The sequence below is a fragment of the Mesorhizobium prunaredense genome (assembly GCF_900156895.1).
Taxonomy (GTDB): domain Bacteria; phylum Pseudomonadota; class Alphaproteobacteria; order Rhizobiales; family Rhizobiaceae; genus Mesorhizobium; species Mesorhizobium prunaredense.
The window spans coordinates 205,113-225,211 of the sequence record NZ_FTPD01000013.1; the positions used below are offsets into that span (position 1 = coordinate 205,113).

The following is a 20,099-nucleotide window of genomic DNA, read 5'->3' on the forward strand; positions in this document are numbered from 1 at the left end:
ACGATGCGCAGGTTGAGATGCGCAGATTAAAAAGCGCTAGAGCGTACTTTGGGCGTCCAGTTGGACGCGTCGCTCTAGCCAGAACTCGGATAGGGCCAAGAGCGGATGATCGGAAAAATCAGGATCTTCCTGGCGCTGAGCCTCGTTGTCGCAGGCTCGTTGATCCTCGTGCCGTTGCAGATCCTGTCGATGAAGACCGGCCTCTGGCGCGAGACGTTCATCCTCAAGATTTGGCACCGGCTCATCATCCGGGCGCTCGGCATGCGCATCCATGTCAAGGGGACCTTGTCCAAACAGCGCCCGCTATTGGTTGCGTCGAACCACATCTCCTGGACCGACATCATGGTGCTGGGATCGATGGCCGACGTGACGTTCATCGCCAGGGCCGACATGGCCGGCTGGCCGTTGATCGGCATGTTGTCGAAGCTGCAGCGCACCGTTTTCATCGAGCGCGAGCGCAAGCGTTCGTCGGGCGACCAGGCGAGCGAGATCGCCAGCCGCATGGCCGGGGGCGACGCCATGGTGCTGTTTGCCGAAGGTTCGACTAGCGACGGCAACATGATCCTGCCGTTCAAGAGCACGCTGTTCGGCGCCGCCTCGATGGCGATTTCGGAAGGGGCGGCCGAAAAGGTCTTCATCCAGCCGGTGGCGATCGTCTATACGCGCCTGCACGGCGTGCCGCTCGGCCGCAGGCACCGGCCGATTGCCGCCTGGATCGGCGACGAGGATTTGATGCCGCATCTCAATGTGCTGATGGCGGAGGGCGGGCTCGATGTCGAAGTGCATTTCGGTGAGCCGGTCGCCTTCTCCAAGGGCTCCAGCCGCAAGGAAACGGCCAGGCTGATGGAAAGTCAGGTGCGTGATATGGTGCAGGCGGCACTCGCCGATCCGCGCCCGAGCCGGTAAGACGGAAAAGCTCCAGCGCTTTGCCCGTCCAAGGAGGCGCGGCGCTGTAAGGCAGAATCGTCTGTTTTTTGTCGGGGAAAGGCGTTAGAAGCCGCCAGATGGAATTGAACACGATCGAACGGGACGACATCGATACTGCGACCGAAACTGCGGTCGCGCCGCCTGCCGCGAGCCGGAAGGTCTTCGTCAAGACCTATGGCTGCCAGATGAACGTCTACGATTCGCAGCGTATGACCGACGCGCTGGCCGCCGACGGCTATACTGCGACGGATACGATCGGCGAGGCCGATCTGGTGCTGCTCAACACCTGCCATATCCGCGAGAAAGCCGCCGAAAAGGTCTATTCCGAACTCGGCCGCATTCGTGAGATGAAGGCCGAACGGGCTCGTGCCGGCCGCGAGATGTTGGTCGGCGTCGCCGGCTGCGTGGCGCAGGCCGAGGGCTCCGAGATCATCCGCCGCTCGCCGTCCGTCGATCTGGTCATCGGCCCGCAGACCTATCACCGGCTGCCCGACGTGCTGGCACGGGTGCGCGGCGGCGAAAAGATCGTCGAGACCGACTACGCCATCGAGGACAAGTTCGAGCATCTGCCGCAGCCGAAGCGCGCCGAGATCATCAGGCGCGGCGTCACCGCGTTCCTGACCGTGCAGGAAGGCTGCGACAAGTTCTGCACCTTCTGCGTCGTGCCCTATACCAGAGGCTCGGAAGTGTCGCGGCCGGTGGCGCAGATCGTCGCCGAGGCCGAGCGGCTGGCGCAAGCCGGCGTGCGCGAGGTGACGCTGCTTGGCCAGAACGTCAATGCCTGGCATGGCGAAGGTGAAAACGCCGAGGAATGGGGTCTTGGCCGCCTGCTGTTTCGGCTGGCCGAGATTCCTGGGCTGGCGCGGCTGCGCTACACCACCAGCCACCCGCGCGACATGGACGACGAATTGATCGCCGCCCACCGTGACTTGCCGGCGCTGATGCCCTATCTGCATTTGCCTGTGCAATCCGGCTCCGACCGCATCCTCAAGGCGATGAACCGCAGGCATACGGCAAAAGACTATCTGACGCTGCTCGACCGGATCCGCGCCGCACGGAGCGATATCGCACTTTCAGGCGACTTCATTGTCGGCTTTCCCGGCGAGACGGATGCGGATTTCGAGGCGACGATGGACCTTGTCCGCCAGGTGAACTATGCCTCGGCCTTCTCGTTCAAATATTCGCCGCGCCCCGGCACGCCGGGCGCGGAGATGGCCGATCATGTGCCGGAAGCGGTCAAGGACGAGCGCCTGCAGCAGCTGCAGGCGCTGTTGCTGACACAGCAGCAGGAGTTCGGCGCCAGCCTGGTCGGCAGCACCATCGACACGCTGATCGAGAAGCCGGGCCGTCAGCCTGGCCAGAAGGTCGGCCGCTCGCCGTGGCTGCAGCCGGTTATTGTTGATGAAAAGTCCGGCGAAATCGGTGAGATTATCCAGGTACGAATCACGAAGACGGGTTACAACAGCCTGTTCGCCGAATTGGCCTGAAGGTCTCGGCAGATGAGGAGAGACGGTTGAGCGCTGCGGAAGTGAAGAACCTGCCCCAGAACCTACCATCGGGGGCTTCGGATATGGCGCACATCGTTCTGACTTTCGACAATAACAAGCTTGCCAGTGCCCTTTATGGCCAGTTCGACGAGAATCTGGCCAGGCTCGAGCAGAAGCTTGGCGTCGATATCCGCTCGCGCGGCAACCAGCTGACCATCAAGGGCTCCGCCTCGGCGGCCGAGCAGGCGCGCCGCGCCCTGGATAATCTCTACGGCATTCTCCAGAAAGGCGCTGACATCGGCCAGTCGGACGTCGACGGCGCCGTGCGCATGGCGATCGCCGCCGACGACCAGCTGACGCTGCCGACGCTGGAGCGCAAGGGCAAGGTGTCCGCCGCCCAGATATCGACGCGCAAGAAGACGATCTATGCCCGCTCGCTCAACCAGGACGCCTATATGCGCGCGCTGGAGCGGTCCGAACTCGTCTTCGGCATCGGCCCGGCTGGCACCGGAAAAACCTTCCTGGCGGTCGCGCATGCGGCCATGCTGCTCGAACGTGGCATGGTCGAGCGCATCGTGCTGTCGCGGCCGGCCGTCGAGGCCGGCGAGCGGCTCGGCTTCCTGCCCGGCGACATGAAGGAGAAGGTCGATCCCTATCTGCGGCCGCTCTATGACGCGCTTTACGAGATGATGCCGGCTGACAAGGTCGAGCGGGCGATTGCCGCCGAGGTGATCGAGATCGCGCCGCTGGCCTTCATGCGCGGCCGCACGCTGGCGCACTCCGCCGTCATCCTCGACGAGGCGCAGAACACCACGCCGATGCAGATGAAGATGTTCCTGACCCGTCTCGGCGAGAATTCGCGCATGATCGTCACCGGCGATCCGACCCAGATCGACTTGCCGCAAAACACCAAGTCCGGTCTGGTCGAGGCGCTCAGGATCCTCGACGGCGTCACCGGCATGGTGACGGTGCGCTTCAACGAAGGCGACGTCGTCAGGCATCCGCTGGTCGCCGAGATCGTCAAGGCCTACGACCGCGACGGCAAGCTGGCCCGGGGCCTGGGCGCCGAAAGCTGAAGATGCAGCCTTATGGCTGAGGACAAAAAATCTGCAGGCGGGGATCTTCCGGTTCCCGTCGACATCGATATAGCAGTCGAAGCGGGCGACTGGCCCGATGAGGCCGCGCTGACGCGGCTGGTCGATCGCGCCGTTGCCGCCGCGTTTGCCGGAACCGGCGCGGCCGGCCGTTCCGAGCTCAGCATCGTTTTTTCTGACGATGCCCATATCCGCAGTCTCAATGCGGGATGGCGCGGCAAGGACAAACCGACCAACGTCCTGTCTTTCCCGGCTTTTCCGCTCGCCAAGGGCGGTCCGCTGCCGCCCATGCTGGGCGACATTGTGCTGGCCGCCGAGACGGTTGCGCGGGAAGCCGCACTGGAAGACAAGCTTGTCGACAACCATATCACCCATCTCGTCATCCACGGCCTGCTGCATTTGCTGGGCTACGATCACGAGACCGACGCCGAGGCCGAAGAAATGGAAGCCGTCGAACGCGCAGCACTTGCAAGGCTTGCCATTCCCGATCCCTACGCGTAACTAAAAAGATCAAATGACCGGACGACGATGAACGACAAACCAGAGACTGCCGCCCACCCAGACGCCGGCAGTGCGACCAAGCCATCCGAACAGACGGAAGAGGACTCTAGTCCGAGTACCACGACCGGCAGCTTCGCCAGCGAGCCATCGCCTGCCGGTCCTTCCCTGTTCGATCGCGTGCTCGGCCTGTTCAGGCAGCGCAACGGCACCAGCCTGCGCGAGGAGATCGCCGACGCGCTTGCCGAAACGGCGAGCGATGCCGGCGCCTTTTCGCCCGGCGAACGGGCCATGCTCAACAACATTCTGCGCCTGCGCGAGGTTCGCGTCGAGGATGTCATGGTGCCGCGCGCCGACATCGAGGCGGTCGAGATCACGACGAACCTGGGCGATCTTCTGGGACTGTTCGAGCAGTCCGGCCATTCCCGCATGCCGGTCTATTCGGAGACGCTCGACGACCCGCGCGGCATGGTCCACATCCGCGACGTGCTCGCTCACATCACCAAGCTCGCCCGCGTCAGAAAGGGCAGGACGACCAGGAAAGCCGCCCCTGCCACGCTTCTCGATCTCGCCAAGGTCGATCTCACGCGCACCATCGGCGACCTGACCCTAATCCGCCCGGTGCTTTTCGTGCCGCCGTCGATGCTCGCCTCCGACCTGATGGGGCGGATGCAGGCGATGCGCACCCAGATGGCGCTGGTCATCGACGAATATGGCGGCACCGATGGCCTGGTCTCGCTCGAGGATATCGTCGAGATGGTGGTCGGCGACATCGAGGACGAGCACGACGAGGACGAGCCGATGATCACCCAGACCGGCGAGGGCGTGTTCGTCGTCGACGGCAAGGCCGAGATCGACGATGTCGCCAAGATGATCGGCGAGGATTTCGCCGCCGGCGAGCATGGCGAATATGTCGACACGATCGGCGGCATGATCTTCAACACGCTTGGCCGGGTCCCGGCCCGCGGCGAAGTGGTGCAGGCCATCCCCGGCTTCGAATTCCATGTGCTCGACGCCGATCCACGCCGCGTCAAGCGTGTGCGCATCGTGGAGACCCAGAAAGGCGAGCGCCGGCGGCGCGCCGTCCGCGCCGAGCAGGCTTGAAAGACGCCGCTCGCCCGATGACGGTCGACGATCCGTTCAGCGCTCAACCCTGGGCGTAGTCATATTCTGCAAGGGCCCGCGCGCTGCATTGATCTGGCTTGAAAAGGCTTTCGGCTTCGAGCCGAGCATGGTGGTCAGCGACGCTGATGGCAGGCTCGTTCATTCCGAGATGCGGTTCGGTGACGCTACATCATCGTCGATTCCGAATGGGCCGACCATGTAGCCAGTCCCGCGTCGGTCGCCGGCAAGAACACGCAGTCGGTTTATGTGTGCCTCAAGGACGGCCTAGATTCCCACTGCGATCGTGCAAGGGCGGCGGGAGCCGAGATCGTCCAGGAGCCGGTTGACCAGTTTTACGGTGAACGGCAGTACAGGGCGCGCGATCCTGAAGGTCACGTCTGGACATTTTCCCAGACCGTACGCTTGGTTCCACGCGAGGAGGCTGAGCGGCTGGGCGATCTGCAGATCGTAGGCTCGCACCGATAGTATCCTCGGTCTGAATTTCAGCAATGGGTGGGGAGCGGTCTCGAACTAAATGGTTTGCGAACCAATTCGTCTGGACGCTGTCCTGAGTACTAGGAGAATGGCTGATGTCGTGGAAACTCGATGAGACCGTGGAAACATCCGCGGGCGCTGTGGCAGCGGGTCAATTTGGTAGTGGACCGGCGCTTGTGCTGGCTCACGGCTGGCCGTGGTCTTCGTTCTCATGGCATCGGATTATTCCAGACCTTGCAAGGCGGTATCGTGTCCACTGGTACGATATGCCCGGATACGGGCGATCCGACAAAGGCGCGGAGCAGCGCACCTCACTCGATGTGCAAGGAGAAGTATTCGCCGAGATGCTCGCGCATTGGGACCTTGAGCAGCCCATCGTTGTTGCCCATGATTTCGGCGGAGCGACGACGCTACGGGCGCATTTGCTGCATGGTTGCGACTTCGAGCGGTATGTCCTGATGAATGTCGTCGCCATGCGCCCTTGGGGATCGGAGTTCTTCGATCATGTCGGTCGCCACGTGGATGCCTTTCTGGGCCTGCCGCCGCATATCCACAGAGCGGTCGTGGAAGCATATATCAAGGGGGCGATTGTAAATGACATCGCGCCCGGAGATTTCGAGAAACTTGTCGAGCCGTGGCTTGCCGAGGAGGGACGAGGAAGCTTTTATAGGCAATTCGCGCAAGCCGACGAAAAATATACCGCCGAAGTCGAGCCGGCGTTCGGGGATATCAGGTGTCCGGTAAAGATAATTTGGGGCAAGGACGATCCATGGATCCCGCTGGAGCGAGGCAAAGCGCTTCATGCGCTGATCCCGCAGGCATCGTTCGAAACACTGCCTGGCGTCGGTCACTTGCCTCAGCTCGAAGCCCCGGATCTCGTACTGGAGCGGCTGAACGCTTTTCTATCGCGCGCATTATAGTGATACACCGGCACGTGCGGTCTGCGCGACAATTCGCATGCGACAATTATCTTGCCGGCGTCAGTCGCCCCACCTATCCAGCAGACCTAATCCGGCACGCTGGCTGAAGCATGGCCGTTTGGAGCGTGGACTGCGGCCTGATAAATCTTCTGCCGTGATTCGCACGACTCGGAAGCATCGATGAAGCGCCTGGCCGGCCGGATAATTCTGTTGTGGGGCTGGCGCCGCGCGCTTGTGGCGTTTCTTGCCGGTGCGCTGGCGGTTCTTGCCCAGGCGCCTTACGATTTCTTCGCCGTCTGTTTCGTTTCGTTTCCGCTGCTGGTCTGGCTCCTCGACGGCGCAACCGGCGAAGCCTCCGATGGCTGGTTCCGGCATTTGCGGCCGGCCTTCGCCGTCGGCTGGTGGTTCGGCTTCGGCTATTTTCTCGCCGGCCTGTGGTGGATCGGCTCAGCACTCCTGGTCGAGGCCGACAGTTTCGCCTGGGCGCTTCCCTTCGCAGTGGTCGGAATTCCTCTGGCGCTCGCCTTTTTCTACGGCTTCGCGACAGCGGTTGCCCGGCTGCTGTGGAGCAACGACATCGGCCGCATCGCCGCCCTTGCCTTCGGCTTCGGCCTGGCGGAATGGCTGCGCGACTTTCTGTTCACCGGCTTTCCCTGGAATGCCGTCGGCTACGCGGCGATGCCGGTGCCCTTGCTTATGCAGAGCGTGTCGGTGACCGGCATGGTCGGCATCAACGCGCTGGCGGTCTTCGTCTTTGCCTTGCCGGCCCTGCTTGCGGCGCGCCGGCATGTCCGCCTGGGGGGGGCACTGGTTGCCGTTCTCGTCGCGGCCCATCTCGGCTTCGGCTATATCAGGCTTGCTGCCAAGGTCGAGCCCGCAACCCGCGCAATCGACGTCCGCATCGTGCAGCCGGCTGTCGACCTCAGCGAGAAGTGGGACGCTTCGGTGCCCGACCGGATCTTCGCGACGCTGATGGGGCTTTCGGCCAAGGCGCCAGAGGCCGGTCATGACAAGCCGCAATTGATCCTGTGGCCGGAAACCTCCGTGCCGTTTTTTTTCGCCGAACGTCCCGATGCGCTGACCGCGCTGGGAGAGATGCTTGGCGACGACCAGACGCTCATCGCCGGCGTCGTCCGGGAGGAAGGCGGGTCGGCGGAAGATGCCGACAGGCGGTACTACAATTCGGTGGTGGCGATCGACGACAAGGGTCAAATCGCAGATGCAGTCGACAAGGTTCATCTGGTGCCCTTTGGCGAATATCTGCCTTTTGCCGACCTGCTTGGCCGCTTGGGGCTCAAACAGCTCGTCGCTGGGCCGACAACCTACGCGGCGGGCAATGAGCGGCACCCGATCGCGTTGCCCGGCGGCATCCGCGTGCTTCCGTTCATTTGCTACGAAGTCATCTTTCCCGATCTGGTGGCGGTTGACGCAACGTCAGCTGAGCTTATTGTGAATGTCACGAACGACGCGTGGTTCGGTGACACGCCGGGTCCGTACCAGCATTTCAGGCAGGCGCAGATTCGTGCGGTGGAGAACGGGGTGCCCTTGTTGCGTGCAGCCAATAACGGCATTTCCGCTGTCGTCGATCCGCGCGGACGCATCCTCGACGCGCTGGCGATCGACGCCCGCGGAGCCATCGATGTCCACGTGCCGATTTCCAATCAAGCCATCGTTTCTTCCAGCCAAAGACGCATTAATGGACTGATGATCATGTTGCTGTTCGCCCTCGCCGCTTTCACAATGAATGTAAGGCAACGGCTACGGGCGAATTGACAGTCGACACATTAGAAACTCATACTGTAACGGCCTGAAATTTCTCGAAGTCAGCACGTCGTTCTGTTGGGGCACTGGCCGCCGGCTTCGTTTTGGGCAGAAAAAACACAAAAAGCCGGAAAAATTCGGCGAGGAAAAAATGGCAGAAGAAAACAAGAAGAAGCCGAATCCTATCGACATCCATGTCGGAAGTCGCATCAGGCTTCGTCGCAATATGTTGGGAATGAGCCAGGAAAAGCTCGGCGAGAACCTCGGCATAACCTTTCAGCAGATACAGAAATACGAAAAGGGGACCAACCGCGTTGGCGCCAGCCGTTTGCAGGCAATCGCTTCGATACTGGGCGTGCCTGTCGCTTTCTTTTTCGAGGACGCGCCGGGCCAGGAGGCCGTGGGCAACCGCGGATTTGCCGAGGATGCATCAATGGCTTCTGCCGTCGAATTCTGCGGCAGTCCTGAAGGTCTTCAACTCAATCGGGCCTTCGTCAAGATCGCCGACGTGAAGGTACGCCGCAAGGTTATCGAGCTTGTGAAGGCCCTTTCCTCCGACGGAGTCGATTGATTACGCAGATTGGTCTGGGTCGATTGATTGGGCAGCCGTTGAAAAGTCGAAGATAGCGAAGCCGTCATTGCGGGCAGGCAATTTCTTTCGATCTCGCGCATCGTGGAATTTACATCCCGCAGGCATGCCGGAGAGCGGATCGATTTTGCTCGACAGCCATGCTTAAAGTCTTTCTCATCAACGTGTTGAAGCTAAAGCACGTGCTGGAGCCAAGCAGGCTGGCGGCATCCTGCCGGCGGTCAAAGTGGTACAAGATAATGGCGCCCACCGCTTGACGAGCGCTGCTCGGCACAGCTAACACGTGGCGCGCCAATCGGCAGCGTGCCGATGATTTTTCAAGAGGGGACACCCGTGACGCGGCAAAACTATCTATTCACCTCGGAATCCGTTGCTGAGGGTCATCCCGACAAGGTCTGCGACCGTATCTCCGACGAGATCGTCGATCTGGTCTATCGCGAGGCCAGAAAGACCGGCATGGACCCCTGGAAGGTCCGCGTCGCCTGCGAAACGCTGGCGACCACGAATCGCGTCGTCATCGCCGGCGAGGTGCGCGTCCCCGAGACCCTGCTCAAAAAGGACAAGGCCGGCAACATCCTGATGGATGCCGCCGGTCATCCGCTCGTCAATCCGGCCAAGTTCAAGTCGGCCGCCCGCAAGGCGATTCGCGAAATCGGCTATGAACAGCCAGGTTTCCATTGGAAAACGGCAAAGATCGAGGTTCTGCTGCACGGCCAGTCGCCGGATATCGGCCAGGGCGTCGACAATGCTTCCGACCGGCAAGGCGAGGAAGGGGCCGGCGACCAGGGCATCATGTTCGGCTATGCCTGCCGCGAGACGCCGGATCTGATGCCGGCGCCGATCTACTACAGCCATAAGATCCTCGAATTGCTGGCCGCCGCGCGCCATGCGGGCAACGGCGATGCCGGCCGGCTCGGGCCTGACGCCAAGAGCCAGGTCACCGTCCGCTATATCGACGGCAAGGCGGCGGAAGTGACGCAAATCGTGCTGTCCACCCAGCATCTCGACGCCAGCTGGGATTCGAAGAAGGTCCGCAACGTCGTCGAACCCTATATTCGTGAGGCGCTGGGCGAGCTGAAGATCGCCGACAGCTGCAACTGGTACATCAACCCGACAGGCAAGTTCGTCATCGGCGGGCCCGACGGCGACGCCGGCCTGACCGGGCGCAAGATCATCGTCGACACTTACGGCGGTGCTGCCCCTCATGGCGGCGGGGCTTTTTCCGGCAAGGACACCACCAAGGTCGACCGTTCCGCAGCCTATGCGGCCCGCTACCTCGCCAAGAACGTGGTGGCGGCGAAGCTCGCCGATCGCTGCACCATCCAGCTTTCCTATGCCATTGGCGTCGCCCAGCCGCTGTCGGTCTATGTCGACCTGCACGGCACCGGCAAGGTCGATGAGGCAAAGCTCGAGCAGGCGCTGCGCACCGTGATGGATCTGTCGCCGTCCGGCATCCGCCGCCATCTCGATCTCAACAAGCCGATTTATGCCAAGACGTCGTCTTATGGTCATTTCGGCCGCAAGGCCGGCCGCGACGGGTCCTTCTCCTGGGAAAAGACCGACCTCGCCAAGGCACTCAAGGACGCACTCGCCGAAGCGCCTGCCGAAGCAGTCGCGGCCTAGCCGCGGCGTCCATAGATCCGGAAGACATGGATCCGAAAAACCGGCCAAGCCGTGCGACCGAAGCATTTTTCGGTCGCCGGCGCGGCAAGACCATCCGTCCGCAGCAGGCGGCGGCACTGGAAAGCGGTTTCAGCACCTACCGGCTTGATCTGACGGCCGGACCGCCGGCCGAATTGCGCAGCCTGTTCGAAGCCGATGTCCGCGCCATTCATCTCGAAATTGGTTTTGGTGGCGGCGAGCACCTGCTGCATCGGGCGACGGCGGCTCCTGAGACCGGTTTTGTCGGCGTCGAGCCTTTCGTCAACGGCATGGCCAAGATGATGATGGCGGTCAGGGAACGGCCGCTTGCCAATCTTCGGGTCTATGACGACGACGCCACGCGCCTGCTCGACTGGCTCCCGCAAGCCTCGATCGACGGCATCGACCTTCTCTATCCCGATCCCTGGCCGAAGAAGAAGCACTGGAAGCGACGCTTCGTCAGTCCGGTCAATCTCGACCGTTTCGCGCGCGTCCTGAAGTCAGGCGGAACATTCCGCTTTGCGTCCGATATCGATAGCTATGTGAACTGGACGCTGCTGAACTGCCGGGCACATGATGCGTTTGCGTGGCAGGCTGAAGAGGCAGCCGACTGGCAGCGGCCCTATGAGGGTTGGCCGGGTACACGCTACGAGGCGAAAGCCGTTCGCGAAGGCCGTCGGCCAGCCTACCTCACCTTCGTCCGAAGATAGTCCTATTCAAAGCGCGCTAAGCGCGCTTTGCCGTCGACGAGGACCAGTGATGTCCTCGCCGCTCGTCGCCGGACTTAGAAGCGGCCGATCTTGTTGAAGGCGGCCGGATCCATGCCGAGATTGCGCAGATCGTGCGCGCGCGGCTTGCGGCCGGCTTCGACGGCGTGCGAAGCGGCGACGGCGCTGCCGAACACGGTGAAGAAATCGCCGATGGCCGAGAAAACCTTGCGGTTGGTCACGATTATGCCCTTTCGCCTGCTGCAATGCGTGATTGATTTTGTGCAACGCAACATAGATAGGCGCGTACTGCCTGATATCACAGGGACGTTGGCGCATGGCCGCCATGCGCCCTGTGCAACGCTGCCGCCCCGACAGTTCGCCCCACCCCTGCATGCGGGCAACTTATCTGCTTACGACACAGACTGCATGCGGACTTGAAACGACGGCTGCGATCGTCTATATCAGGCTCAAATTCTTGGTCGGTATGGCGAAGAGTGGGTCCACCCGGTCCCGCTCTTTTTTGTTACCTTCCGGCCGCCGATGAAGCGACAGGAATAGAATGACGGCAACGGTACCCGACAGCGACGACCGCATCATCCGCGAAAGCGGCATCGATGCGCGCATCGCGCTGATCGTGCAGCCGGTGATGCGTGCCATCGGCTTCCGCCTTGTCAGGGTGCATCTGACGGGCCAGAACGGGCTGACGCTGCAGATCATGGCCGAACGCGAGGACGGCACCATGACCGTCGAGGATTGCGAAGAGGTCAGCCGGGCAGTGTCGCCGGCGCTCGATGTCGATGATCCGATCGAAAAGGCGTATCATCTCGAAGTGTCGTCGCCGGGAATCGACCGGCCGCTGGTCCGCAAGACGGATTTCGCGACCTGGACGGGTCATCTGGTGAAGATGGAAACCTCGGTCCTCGTCGCCGACCGCAAGCGCTTCAAGGGCAAGATCGCCGAGAGCGACGCGGACGGCGTGCTGATCGAGCGCGACAAGGCGGCCTATGGCGAACAGCCGACGGTGCGTGTGCCCTACGATGCGATTGCCGAAGCACGGCTGATCCTGACCGACGACCTTATCCGCGACGCACTGTCGAAGGACAACAGGGCGCGCAAGGAAGCCAAGAAGCGCCGCGGCGAGCCCGAAGACGCGCCAGAGGGCGTGGAAGCGGGCGTAGAAGCGGGCGCGGAAGATGAAACCGAACAGGAAATGTGATTGGGCTGCCGGGCGCAAAGCCTCGGCAACAAGCTCGGGAGAAAAGAGATGGTTGTAAGCGCAAACAGGCTTGAACTGCTGCAGATCGCCGATGCGGTCGCGCGTGAGAAGTCGATCGACAAGTCGATCGTCATCGCCGCCATGGCCGATGCGATCCAGAAGGCGGCGCGCTCGCGCTATGGCCAGGAAACCAACATCCGTGCCGACATCAATCCGAATACCGGCGAGATGAAGCTGCAGCGGCTGATGGAAGTGGTCGAGAGGGTCGATGACTATGCGACGCAGATCGCCATATCCTCGGCGCGTGAGCGCAATCCCGACGCCCAGCTCGGCGACTTCATTGCCGAACAGCTGCCGCCGATGGATTTCGGCCGCATCGCCGCCCAGTCGGCCAAGCAGGTCATCGTGCAGAAGGTGCGCGAGGCCGAGCGTGACCGCCAGTACGACGAGTACAAGGACCGCATCGGCGAGATCGTCAACGGTACTGTCAAACGCGTCGAATACGGCAACGTCATCGTCGATCTCGGCCGCGGTGAGGCGATCATCCGTCGCGACGAGCTGATCCCCCGCGAAAATTACAAATATGGCGATCGCGTCCGCGCCTATGTCTATGACGTGCGCCGCGAGCAGCGCGGTCCGCAGATATTCCTGTCGCGCACCCACCCGCAGTTCATGGCGAAGCTGTTCACCATGGAGGTGCCGGAAATCTACGACGGCATTATCGAGATCAAGTCGGTCGCCCGCGATCCAGGTTCGCGCGCCAAGATCGCCGTCATCTCGCGTGACAGTTCCATCGATCCGGTCGGCGCCTGCGTCGGCATGCGCGGCAGCCGCGTTCAGGCGGTGGTCGGCGAATTGCAGGGCGAGAAGATCGACATCATCCCGTGGTCGCCTTCGGCCGCTTCCTTCATCGTCAACGCGCTGCAGCCGGCGGAAGTCGCCAAGGTCGTGCTCGACGAGGACGCCGAGCGCATCGAGGTCGTGGTGCCGGACGACCAGCTGTCGCTGGCCATCGGCCGCCGCGGCCAGAACGTCCGGCTCGCCTCGCAGCTCACCGGCTGGGATATCGACATCCTGACCGAGCAGGAAGAGAGCGAGCGCCGCCAGAAGGAGTTCGTCGAACGCTCGGCTCTGTTCATGGATGCGCTCAACGTCGACGAGATGGTCGGCCAGGTGCTCGCCTCCGAAGGCTTCACCAGCGTCGAGGAAGTCGCCTATGTCGATGCCGACGAGATCGCGTCGATCGACGGCTTCGACGAGGACACCGCCTCGGAAATCCAGGCGCGCGCCCGCGAATATCTGGAGAAGATCGAAGCCGAGCATGACGAGAAGCGCAAGGCGCTGGGCGTCAAGGACGAGTTGCGTGAGATTCCAGGCGTGACCACCGCCATGATGGTGACGCTCGGCGAGGACGGCGTGAAGACGATCGAGGATTTCGCCGGCTATGCGGCCGATGATCTGACCGGCTGGAAGGAACGCAAGGACGGCGAGACGAAGGTATTCCCGGGCGTGCTCGCCAATCACGGCGTGTCGCGGGCCGATGCTGAACAGATGGTTCTGGCTGCTCGCCTCAAGGCCGGCTGGATCACCGAAGACGAGCTTGCAGCCGAAGACGTGCCGGCTGACGAAGCCGTTGGTGCGTGAGGTGAAACCGCATCGCACACAAGCCGCCCTTGGACGAGATGAACGATCGCACTTGCATCGTTACGCGCAAACAGGCCGAACCGGATGAACTGATCCGTTTCGTCGTCGGCCCGGATTCGGCCGTCGTTCCGGATATCAAGAAAAACCTGCCCGGACGCGGTTGCTGGGTGACTGCCGACCGCCTACATATCGACAAGGCGGCAGCGAAAAACCTGTTCGCTCGCGCCTTCAAGGCGCAGGTGACCGTGCCGACCGATCTCGGCGGCATGGTCGACGGGCTGCTTTCCAGATACGCTCTGGGCATGCTCGGTCTTGCCCGCAAGGCAGGCGCGATCGCGCTCGGCGCCACCAAGGTCGAGAGCGCGGTGCGTGGTGGGCTGGCGCTTTTCGTGTTGCATGCGACCGAGGCGTCAGATGACGGCGTCCGCAAGATCAGCCAGGCGCGACGGGCAACCGTCCACCTCGGTGGTCCCGCCATCCTTGCCTACAAACTTTTCTCCGAGGCCGAGTTGAGCTTGGCATTGGGGGGTACAAATGTGATACATGCTGCCGTTCTCGCGGGAGACGCGGGCAGGGCGGTCCAGAAGCGCGTGGTTGCGCTCGACCGATATCGGGGCGGTTCCCCGGACGATCTGGCAATGCTTGCGGCTGTTGCTGACGAAGATGATGCCGCAGAGGATATGGAATGAGCGATACGAAATCGGGCGACGACAAGACGTTGAGTGTTACGCCGAAGAAGACCTTGACGCTGAAGCGCCCCGGTACCGAGCAGGGCACCGTGCGCCAGAGCTTCTCGCATGGCCGCACCAAGGCGGTCGTGGTCGAGACCAAGAAGCGCAAGTTCTCGCTGCCCGGTGACAAGCCGGAGCCGGCCGCTGCCCCTGTGTCCGTCTTCACGCCGAAGCCGCCGGTCGCGGCAGCGCCGGTTGTGCAGGAAGCGCCCAAGGCGCCGCCGCCTCCGCCGCCGGCAGAACGCGGCGGCATGGTGCTCAACGAATTGTCGCGCAATGAGATGGAGGCGCGCCGCCGGGCTCTTGAGGGTTCGAAGGTGCGCGATGTCGAAGATCGCCAGCGCGCCATCGAAGAGGCCAAGCGCCGCGCCGAGGATGAAGAGCGCCGCCGTCGCGAGCGCGAAGAATCCGCGCGCCGCCAGGCCGAGGAAGAAGCCCGGCTGCAGGCCGAGGCCGAGTCCCGCCGGCGTGCCGAGGAAGAGGCGCGCCGCCGCGCGCCGCTGGCCGCCGAACTGGCGACAGTCGAGGACGAGGACGTCAAGCCGAAGCGGACCGGCGCCGGTGCCCCGGTGCGCCGTCCGGTCACGCCCGAAGTGGCGCGTCCGGCCAAGCCGACCAAGGGCGAGGAAGATCGCCGCCGCGGCAAGCTGACGCTGAATGCCGCACTTTCCGATGAGGATGCGCGGGCGCGTTCGCTGTCGTCGATGCGTCGGCGCCAGGAGAAATTCAAGCGCGCGCTGCATAACGAACCGCGCGAGAAAGTTATGCGCGAAGTGATACTGCCCGAAACCATCACCATCCAGGAACTGGCGCAGCGCATGTCCGAGCGCGCCGTCGACGTGGTCAAGTTCTTCATGAAACAGGGCCAGATCCTGAAGCCGGGCGACGTCATCGACGCCGACACGGCCGAGCTGGTCGCTACCGAATTCGGCCACACGGTTCGCCGCGTCGCCGAGTCCGACATCGAGGAAGGCCTCTTCAACATCGCCGATCGCCCCGAAGATCTCGAGCCGCGTCCGCCGGTGGTGACAATCATGGGCCATGTCGACCACGGCAAGACGTCGCTGCTCGACGCCATCCGCAATGCCAATGTCGTGTCCGGCGAGGCCGGGGGCATCACCCAGCATATCGGCGCCTATCAGGTCGAGAAGAACGGTAACAAGATCACCTTCATCGACACGCCCGGCCACGCCGCCTTCACGGCAATGCGCGCCCGTGGCGCTCAGGCGACCGACATCGCCATCCTCGTGGTGGCGGCCGACGACAGCGTGATGCCGCAGACGATCGAATCGATCAGCCATGCCAAGGCGGCCGGCGTTCCGATCATCGTGGCGATCAACAAGATCGACAAGCATGACGCCGACCCGCAGAAGGTGCGCTCGGAACTGCTGCGCCACGAAGTCTTCGTCGAATCGATGGGCGGCGAGGTGCTGGACGTCGAAGTGTCGGCGACCAAGGGCACCAATCTCGACAAGCTGCTCGAAGCGATCCTGCTGCAGGCCGAAATCCTCGACCTGAAAGCCAATCCGGACCGCACCGCCGAGGGCGTCGTCATCGAAGCCCAGCTCGACAAGGGCCGCGGCCCGGTCGCCACGGTGCTGGTCCAGACCGGCACGCTGATGCCTGGCGACATCCTCGTTGCCGGCAACGAATGGGGCCGGGTGCGCGCGCTGGTCAACGACCGCGGCGGGCAGATCAAGGAAGCGCCGCCGGCTATGCCGGTGGAAGTGCTCGGTCTGCAGGGAACCCCGCAGGCCGGCGACCGCTTCGCCGTCGTCAACAACGAGGCCCGCGCCCGCGAGATCACCGAATATCGCCAGCGTCTGGCGCGTGAGAAGGCGGTGGCCAAGCATGCCGGCCAGCGTGGTTCGCTCGAACAGATGATGTCGCAACTGCAGACGAGCGGGCTGAAGGAATTCCCGCTGGTCATCAAGGGCGACGTGCAGGGCTCGATCGAGGCGATCAGCGCGGCGCTGGACAAGCTCGGCACCGACGAGGTGCGTGCGCGCATCGTTCATGCGGGCGCCGGCGGCATCACCGAAAGCGATGTGTCGCTGGCGGAAACCTCGGGTGCCGCAATCATCGGCTTCAACGTTCGCGCCAATGTGCAGGCGCGTGCGGCGGCCGCGGCTGCAGGCATCGAGATCCGCTACTACTCGATCATCTACAACCTCGTGGATGACGTGAAGGCGGCGCTGTCCGGCCTGCTGTCGCCGGAGCGTCGCGAGACCTTCATCGGCAATGCCGAGATCCTCGAGATCTTCGACATCACCAAGGTCGGCAAGATCGCCGGCTGCCGTGTCACCGAAGGCAAGGTCGAGCGCGGTGCGGGCGTTCGCCTGATCCGCGACAACGTCGTCATCCATGAAGGCACGCTGAAGACGCTGAAGCGCTTCAAGGACGAAGTTGCGGAGGTTCCGGGTGGCCAGGAATGCGGCATGGCCTTCCAGAACTACGAAGACATGCGCGTCGGCGACGTCATCGAGTGCTTCCGCGTCGAGATGGTGACCAGAACGCTTTGAGTTCGAGTATTCCAGGCCAACCGGGCGGTGGTCGAAAGGCCGCCGCCTAAACCATGATCCCGAAAAGTGGAATCCGGTTTTCGGAGAAGATCATGGTCAAACAAAAAGATAGAGCCTGATCCATCCGATTTTTATCGGATGGATCAGGCTCTAAAGCATATGAGACATGCGGCACGGTCCTATCCCGTGCCTCACGATTTCAGGATAGAGAAAAATGCCGCGTTCAACCACGTCAGGTCCATCCCAGCGCATGCTTCGCGTCGGCGAGCAGGTGCGTCATGCGCTGTCTGAAACCTTGCAACGTGGCGAGATCCTCGATCCGTTGATCGAGAATTCGGTGGTTTCGGTCTCGGAGGTGCGCATGTCGCCCGATCTGAAGATCGCCACCGCCTTCGTCTCGCCGCTTGGCGCCAGTGATGCCGATGCGGTGGTCGAGGCGCTCAACAAGCATGCGAAATTCGTGCGCGGCCGCGTTTCCGGCGCGCTCCGGCAGATGAAGTACATGCCGGAATTCCGCTTCCGGCTCGACACCAGCTACGACAATTTCCAGAAGATCAACGAATTGTTGCACTCGCCGGAAGTGGCGCGCGATCTCACCCCAGACGCCCAGACTGGCGACCAGAACAAAGACAACGACAAGGACAAAAAATAGTGGCGCGTCGGGGCAAGAAGAAGGGTCGGCCGATCTCCGGCTGGCTGGTGCTGGACAAACCCGTCGGCATGGGCTCGACCGAAGCCGTGTCCAAGATCAAATGGCTGTTCCAGGCGGAAAAGGCCGGCCACGCCGGCACGCTCGACCCGCTTGCTTCCGGCATGCTGCCAATTGCGCTCGGCGAAGCAACCAAGACCGTGCCCTATGTCCAGGATGGCGCCAAGGTCTACCGCTTCACGGTTGCCTGGGGTGAGGAGCGTTCGACCGATGACCTCGAAGGGCCGGTGACGAAAAGCTCCGACCAGCGTCCGGCTGAAGCCGATGTGCTTTTGCTGATGCCGAAATACACCGGCGTCATCATGCAGACGCCGCCGCAATTTTCGGCCATCAAGATCGCAGGCGAGCGCGCCTATGATCTTGCCCGCGACGGCGCGACGGTCGACATTCCGGCGCGGGAAGTCGAGATCGGCCGCCTCGACCTGATCGAGCACAATGCTGACAGCACCATTTTCGAGGTCGAATGCGGCAAGGGCACCTATGTCCGCTCGCTGGCCCGCGACATGGGCCGCGATCTCGGCTGTTTCGGTCACATCGCCGAACTGCGCCGGATCGAGGTCGAGCCGTTCACGCAGGAAGACTTCGTCACCATCGCCGAGCTGGAAGCCGCCCGCTTCGGCGAACAGGGCGATGAAGGTTCGGATTCAGCGGACATGGTGCCGGTCGACTTCGACGCCATCGACGCGTTTCTGGTCGACACATCAGCCGCGCTCGACTGCCTGCCGCAGATCGCGATCAGCGACGACGCGGCAACAAAAATCCGCCTCGGCAACCCGGTCATCATCCGTGGCCGCGACGCGCCGGTGGAAGCCGAGGAAGCCTGCGCCACGGCGCGCGGCAAGCTGGTCGCCATCGGCGCCATCGAGCAAGGCATGTTCAAGCCGAAGCGGGTCTTTGCCGGGTGAGTCCCGTCGTCTAATCTCGATCAGAGGTACATTCGAGGGGCACATGGCAAAGGCCGAGACGATCAGGAAGCGGGCGCCGGTGACAGCACGGCGGCCGCCGATCGGCGCATCACCGGGCACACTGATCGCCGACCCTGCGGCGCGGCGCAGCGAACTGCGACTGACACTGATGTCGCCCGACAAATTCGAGACAATCGAAAATGCCAGCATCGACGACCTGAATGCTCTTTGCAACGCATGGCCGGTCATCTGGCTCGATTGCACCGGTCTCGCCAACATCCCGCTGATCGAGGAGATTGGCCGGATTTTCAGCCTGCATCCGCTGGCGCTGGAGGACGTCGTCAACACCGGCCAGCGGCCGAAGGTGGATTTCTTCGAAGACCATGCCTTCGTCGTCGTCAGGATGATCGACGACGTCACCGCGCATCGCTACGAGCAGATCGCGGTCTTCTTCGGCAGGAACTTCGTCGTCACCTTCCAGGAGCGCGAAGGCGATCCGTTCGATCCCGTGCGCAAGCGCATCGAAAGCTCGATGCCCAACCGGCTGCGCTCACGCGGTGCCGACTATCTCGCCTATGCGCTGATCGACGCCATCGTCGACAGCTATTTCCCGCCGATCGAGGCTGCCGGCGACTTGGTCGACAGCATCGAGGACCAGATGCTGCGTGCGGCGGACAAGCACCAGATGCGGCGGCTTCACGAGTTGCGGCGCGACGCCAATGTGCTGAAGGGGGTACTTTGGCCGATGCGCGACGCGCTGGCGACGCTGATCCGCAACGACGTGCCCTATGTGAAGCCCGAGACCAAGATCTTCCTGAACGACACGCTCGATCACTCGCTTCGGCTTATCGAGCTAGTCGAAACCCAGCGCGACATGCTGACCGGTCTGATCGAGATGCATCTGTCGCTGAGCCAGGCACGCACCAGCGACGTCATCAGCTATCTGACGATCGTCTCGGTGATCTTCATCCCGCTCACCTTTCTCGCTGGCGTGTGGGGCATGAACTTCGATCCCGAAGCCTCGCCATGGAACATGCCGGAGCTGAAGGCCCAATACGGGTATCCGGCAGCGCTGGTGTTCATGACTGTTGTCGCGCTCGGGCTTATAGCTTTCTTCAGATGGAAGAAGTGGCTTTAGCCGAAGCG

The 20,099-nt window shown here is 62.7% G+C and carries 19 protein-coding genes; 18 read left to right on the top strand and 1 reads right to left on the bottom strand.

Annotated elements, in window-relative coordinates; all coding sequences use genetic code 11:
• Positions 1 to 105: 105 nt before the first annotated feature.
• The 11 genes from olsA (at position 106) to trmB (ending at position 11,226) form a co-directional block, all read left to right on the top strand.
• Positions 106 to 906 carry a lyso-ornithine lipid O-acyltransferase gene (gene olsA / locus BQ8794_RS11815; RefSeq protein WP_077377208.1) on the top strand — a complete coding sequence of 267 codons (801 nt, stop codon included), beginning with the start codon at positions 106 to 108 and terminating at the stop codon, positions 904 to 906.
• Positions 907 to 1,004: 98 nt separating this feature from the next.
• Positions 1,005 to 2,414 (top strand): tRNA (N6-isopentenyl adenosine(37)-C2)-methylthiotransferase MiaB, encoded by a 1,410-nt coding sequence (gene miaB, locus BQ8794_RS11820; RefSeq protein WP_077377210.1) that lies wholly within the window; start codon positions 1,005 to 1,007, stop codon positions 2,412 to 2,414.
• A gap of 83 nt (positions 2,415 to 2,497) precedes the next feature.
• Positions 2,498 to 3,490, top strand: coding sequence for a PhoH family protein (locus tag BQ8794_RS11825; RefSeq protein ID WP_029356966.1), 993 nt, complete (start codon positions 2,498 to 2,500; stop codon positions 3,488 to 3,490).
• A gap of 12 nt (positions 3,491 to 3,502) precedes the next feature.
• Positions 3,503 to 4,009: an rRNA maturation RNase YbeY gene (gene ybeY, locus BQ8794_RS11830; RefSeq protein WP_077377213.1), complete on the top strand. Its 507-nt coding sequence runs from the start codon at positions 3,503 to 3,505 to the stop codon at positions 4,007 to 4,009.
• Positions 4,010 to 4,036: 27 nt separating this feature from the next.
• Positions 4,037 to 5,110 (top strand): hemolysin family protein, encoded by a 1,074-nt coding sequence (locus tag BQ8794_RS11835; RefSeq protein WP_077377216.1) that lies wholly within the window; start codon positions 4,037 to 4,039, stop codon positions 5,108 to 5,110.
• 267 nt (positions 5,111 to 5,377) lie between these two features.
• On the top strand, positions 5,378 to 5,596 hold the full coding sequence (locus BQ8794_RS36390) for a VOC family protein (protein ID WP_244554922.1): 219 nt from the start codon (positions 5,378 to 5,380) through the stop codon (positions 5,594 to 5,596).
• Between the two features lie 104 nt (positions 5,597 to 5,700).
• Positions 5,701 to 6,525: an alpha/beta fold hydrolase gene (locus BQ8794_RS11845; RefSeq protein WP_077377219.1), complete on the top strand. Its 825-nt coding sequence runs from the start codon at positions 5,701 to 5,703 to the stop codon at positions 6,523 to 6,525.
• Positions 6,526 to 6,705: 180 nt separating this feature from the next.
• Entirely contained in the window at positions 6,706 to 8,298 is a 1,593-nt protein-coding gene (lnt, locus tag BQ8794_RS11850) for an apolipoprotein N-acyltransferase (RefSeq protein ID WP_077377222.1), read from the top strand.
• Positions 8,299 to 8,437: 139 nt separating this feature from the next.
• Entirely contained in the window at positions 8,438 to 8,857 is a 420-nt protein-coding gene (locus tag BQ8794_RS11855) for a helix-turn-helix domain-containing protein (protein ID WP_077377225.1), read from the top strand.
• A 327-nt stretch (positions 8,858 to 9,184) separates the two neighbouring features.
• On the top strand, positions 9,185 to 10,498 hold the full coding sequence (gene metK, locus BQ8794_RS11860; RefSeq protein WP_244554923.1) for a methionine adenosyltransferase: 1,314 nt from the start codon (positions 9,185 to 9,187) through the stop codon (positions 10,496 to 10,498).
• A gap of 26 nt (positions 10,499 to 10,524) precedes the next feature.
• Entirely contained in the window at positions 10,525 to 11,226 is a 702-nt protein-coding gene (trmB, locus tag BQ8794_RS11865; RefSeq protein ID WP_077377231.1) for a tRNA (guanine(46)-N(7))-methyltransferase TrmB, read from the top strand.
• A gap of 74 nt (positions 11,227 to 11,300) precedes the next feature.
• Here trmB and BQ8794_RS11870 read toward each other — a convergent pair whose 3' ends face one another.
• Positions 11,301 to 11,465, bottom strand: coding sequence for a hypothetical protein (locus tag BQ8794_RS11870; RefSeq protein WP_077377234.1), 165 nt, complete (start codon positions 11,463 to 11,465; stop codon positions 11,301 to 11,303).
• 320 nt (positions 11,466 to 11,785) lie between these two features.
• On the opposite strand from BQ8794_RS11870, the gene rimP reads away from it, so the two are divergent.
• The 7 genes from rimP (at position 11,786) to corA (ending at position 20,091) form a co-directional block, all read left to right on the top strand.
• Positions 11,786 to 12,442 carry a ribosome maturation factor RimP gene (rimP, locus tag BQ8794_RS11875; RefSeq protein ID WP_077377237.1) on the top strand — a complete coding sequence of 219 codons (657 nt, stop codon included), beginning with the start codon at positions 11,786 to 11,788 and terminating at the stop codon, positions 12,440 to 12,442.
• A 48-nt stretch (positions 12,443 to 12,490) separates the two neighbouring features.
• Positions 12,491 to 14,086 (top strand): transcription termination factor NusA, encoded by a 1,596-nt coding sequence (gene nusA, locus BQ8794_RS11880; protein ID WP_077377530.1) that lies wholly within the window; start codon positions 12,491 to 12,493, stop codon positions 14,084 to 14,086.
• Between the two features lie 38 nt (positions 14,087 to 14,124).
• Positions 14,125 to 14,775 (top strand): RNA-binding protein, encoded by a 651-nt coding sequence (locus BQ8794_RS11885; RefSeq protein WP_077377240.1) that lies wholly within the window; start codon positions 14,125 to 14,127, stop codon positions 14,773 to 14,775.
• A complete protein-coding gene (gene infB / locus BQ8794_RS11890; RefSeq protein ID WP_077377243.1) occupies positions 14,772 to 17,339 on the top strand; it encodes a translation initiation factor IF-2 in 2,568 nt (855 codons plus the stop codon). The genes BQ8794_RS11885 and infB overlap by 4 nt, the downstream gene beginning before the upstream one ends.
• Before the next feature lie 214 nt (positions 17,340 to 17,553).
• Positions 17,554 to 17,991, top strand: a complete 438-nt coding sequence (rbfA, locus tag BQ8794_RS11895; RefSeq protein ID WP_077377246.1) for a 30S ribosome-binding factor RbfA — start codon at positions 17,554 to 17,556, stop codon at positions 17,989 to 17,991.
• Entirely contained in the window at positions 17,991 to 18,953 is a 963-nt protein-coding gene (gene truB / locus BQ8794_RS11900) for a tRNA pseudouridine(55) synthase TruB (RefSeq protein WP_077377249.1), read from the top strand. The genes rbfA and truB overlap by 1 nt, the downstream gene beginning before the upstream one ends.
• A 43-nt stretch (positions 18,954 to 18,996) precedes the next feature.
• Positions 18,997 to 20,091, top strand: coding sequence for a magnesium/cobalt transporter CorA (gene corA / locus BQ8794_RS11905; RefSeq protein WP_077377253.1), 1,095 nt, complete (start codon positions 18,997 to 18,999; stop codon positions 20,089 to 20,091).
• The last annotated feature ends 8 nt before the right edge of the window (positions 20,092 to 20,099 follow it).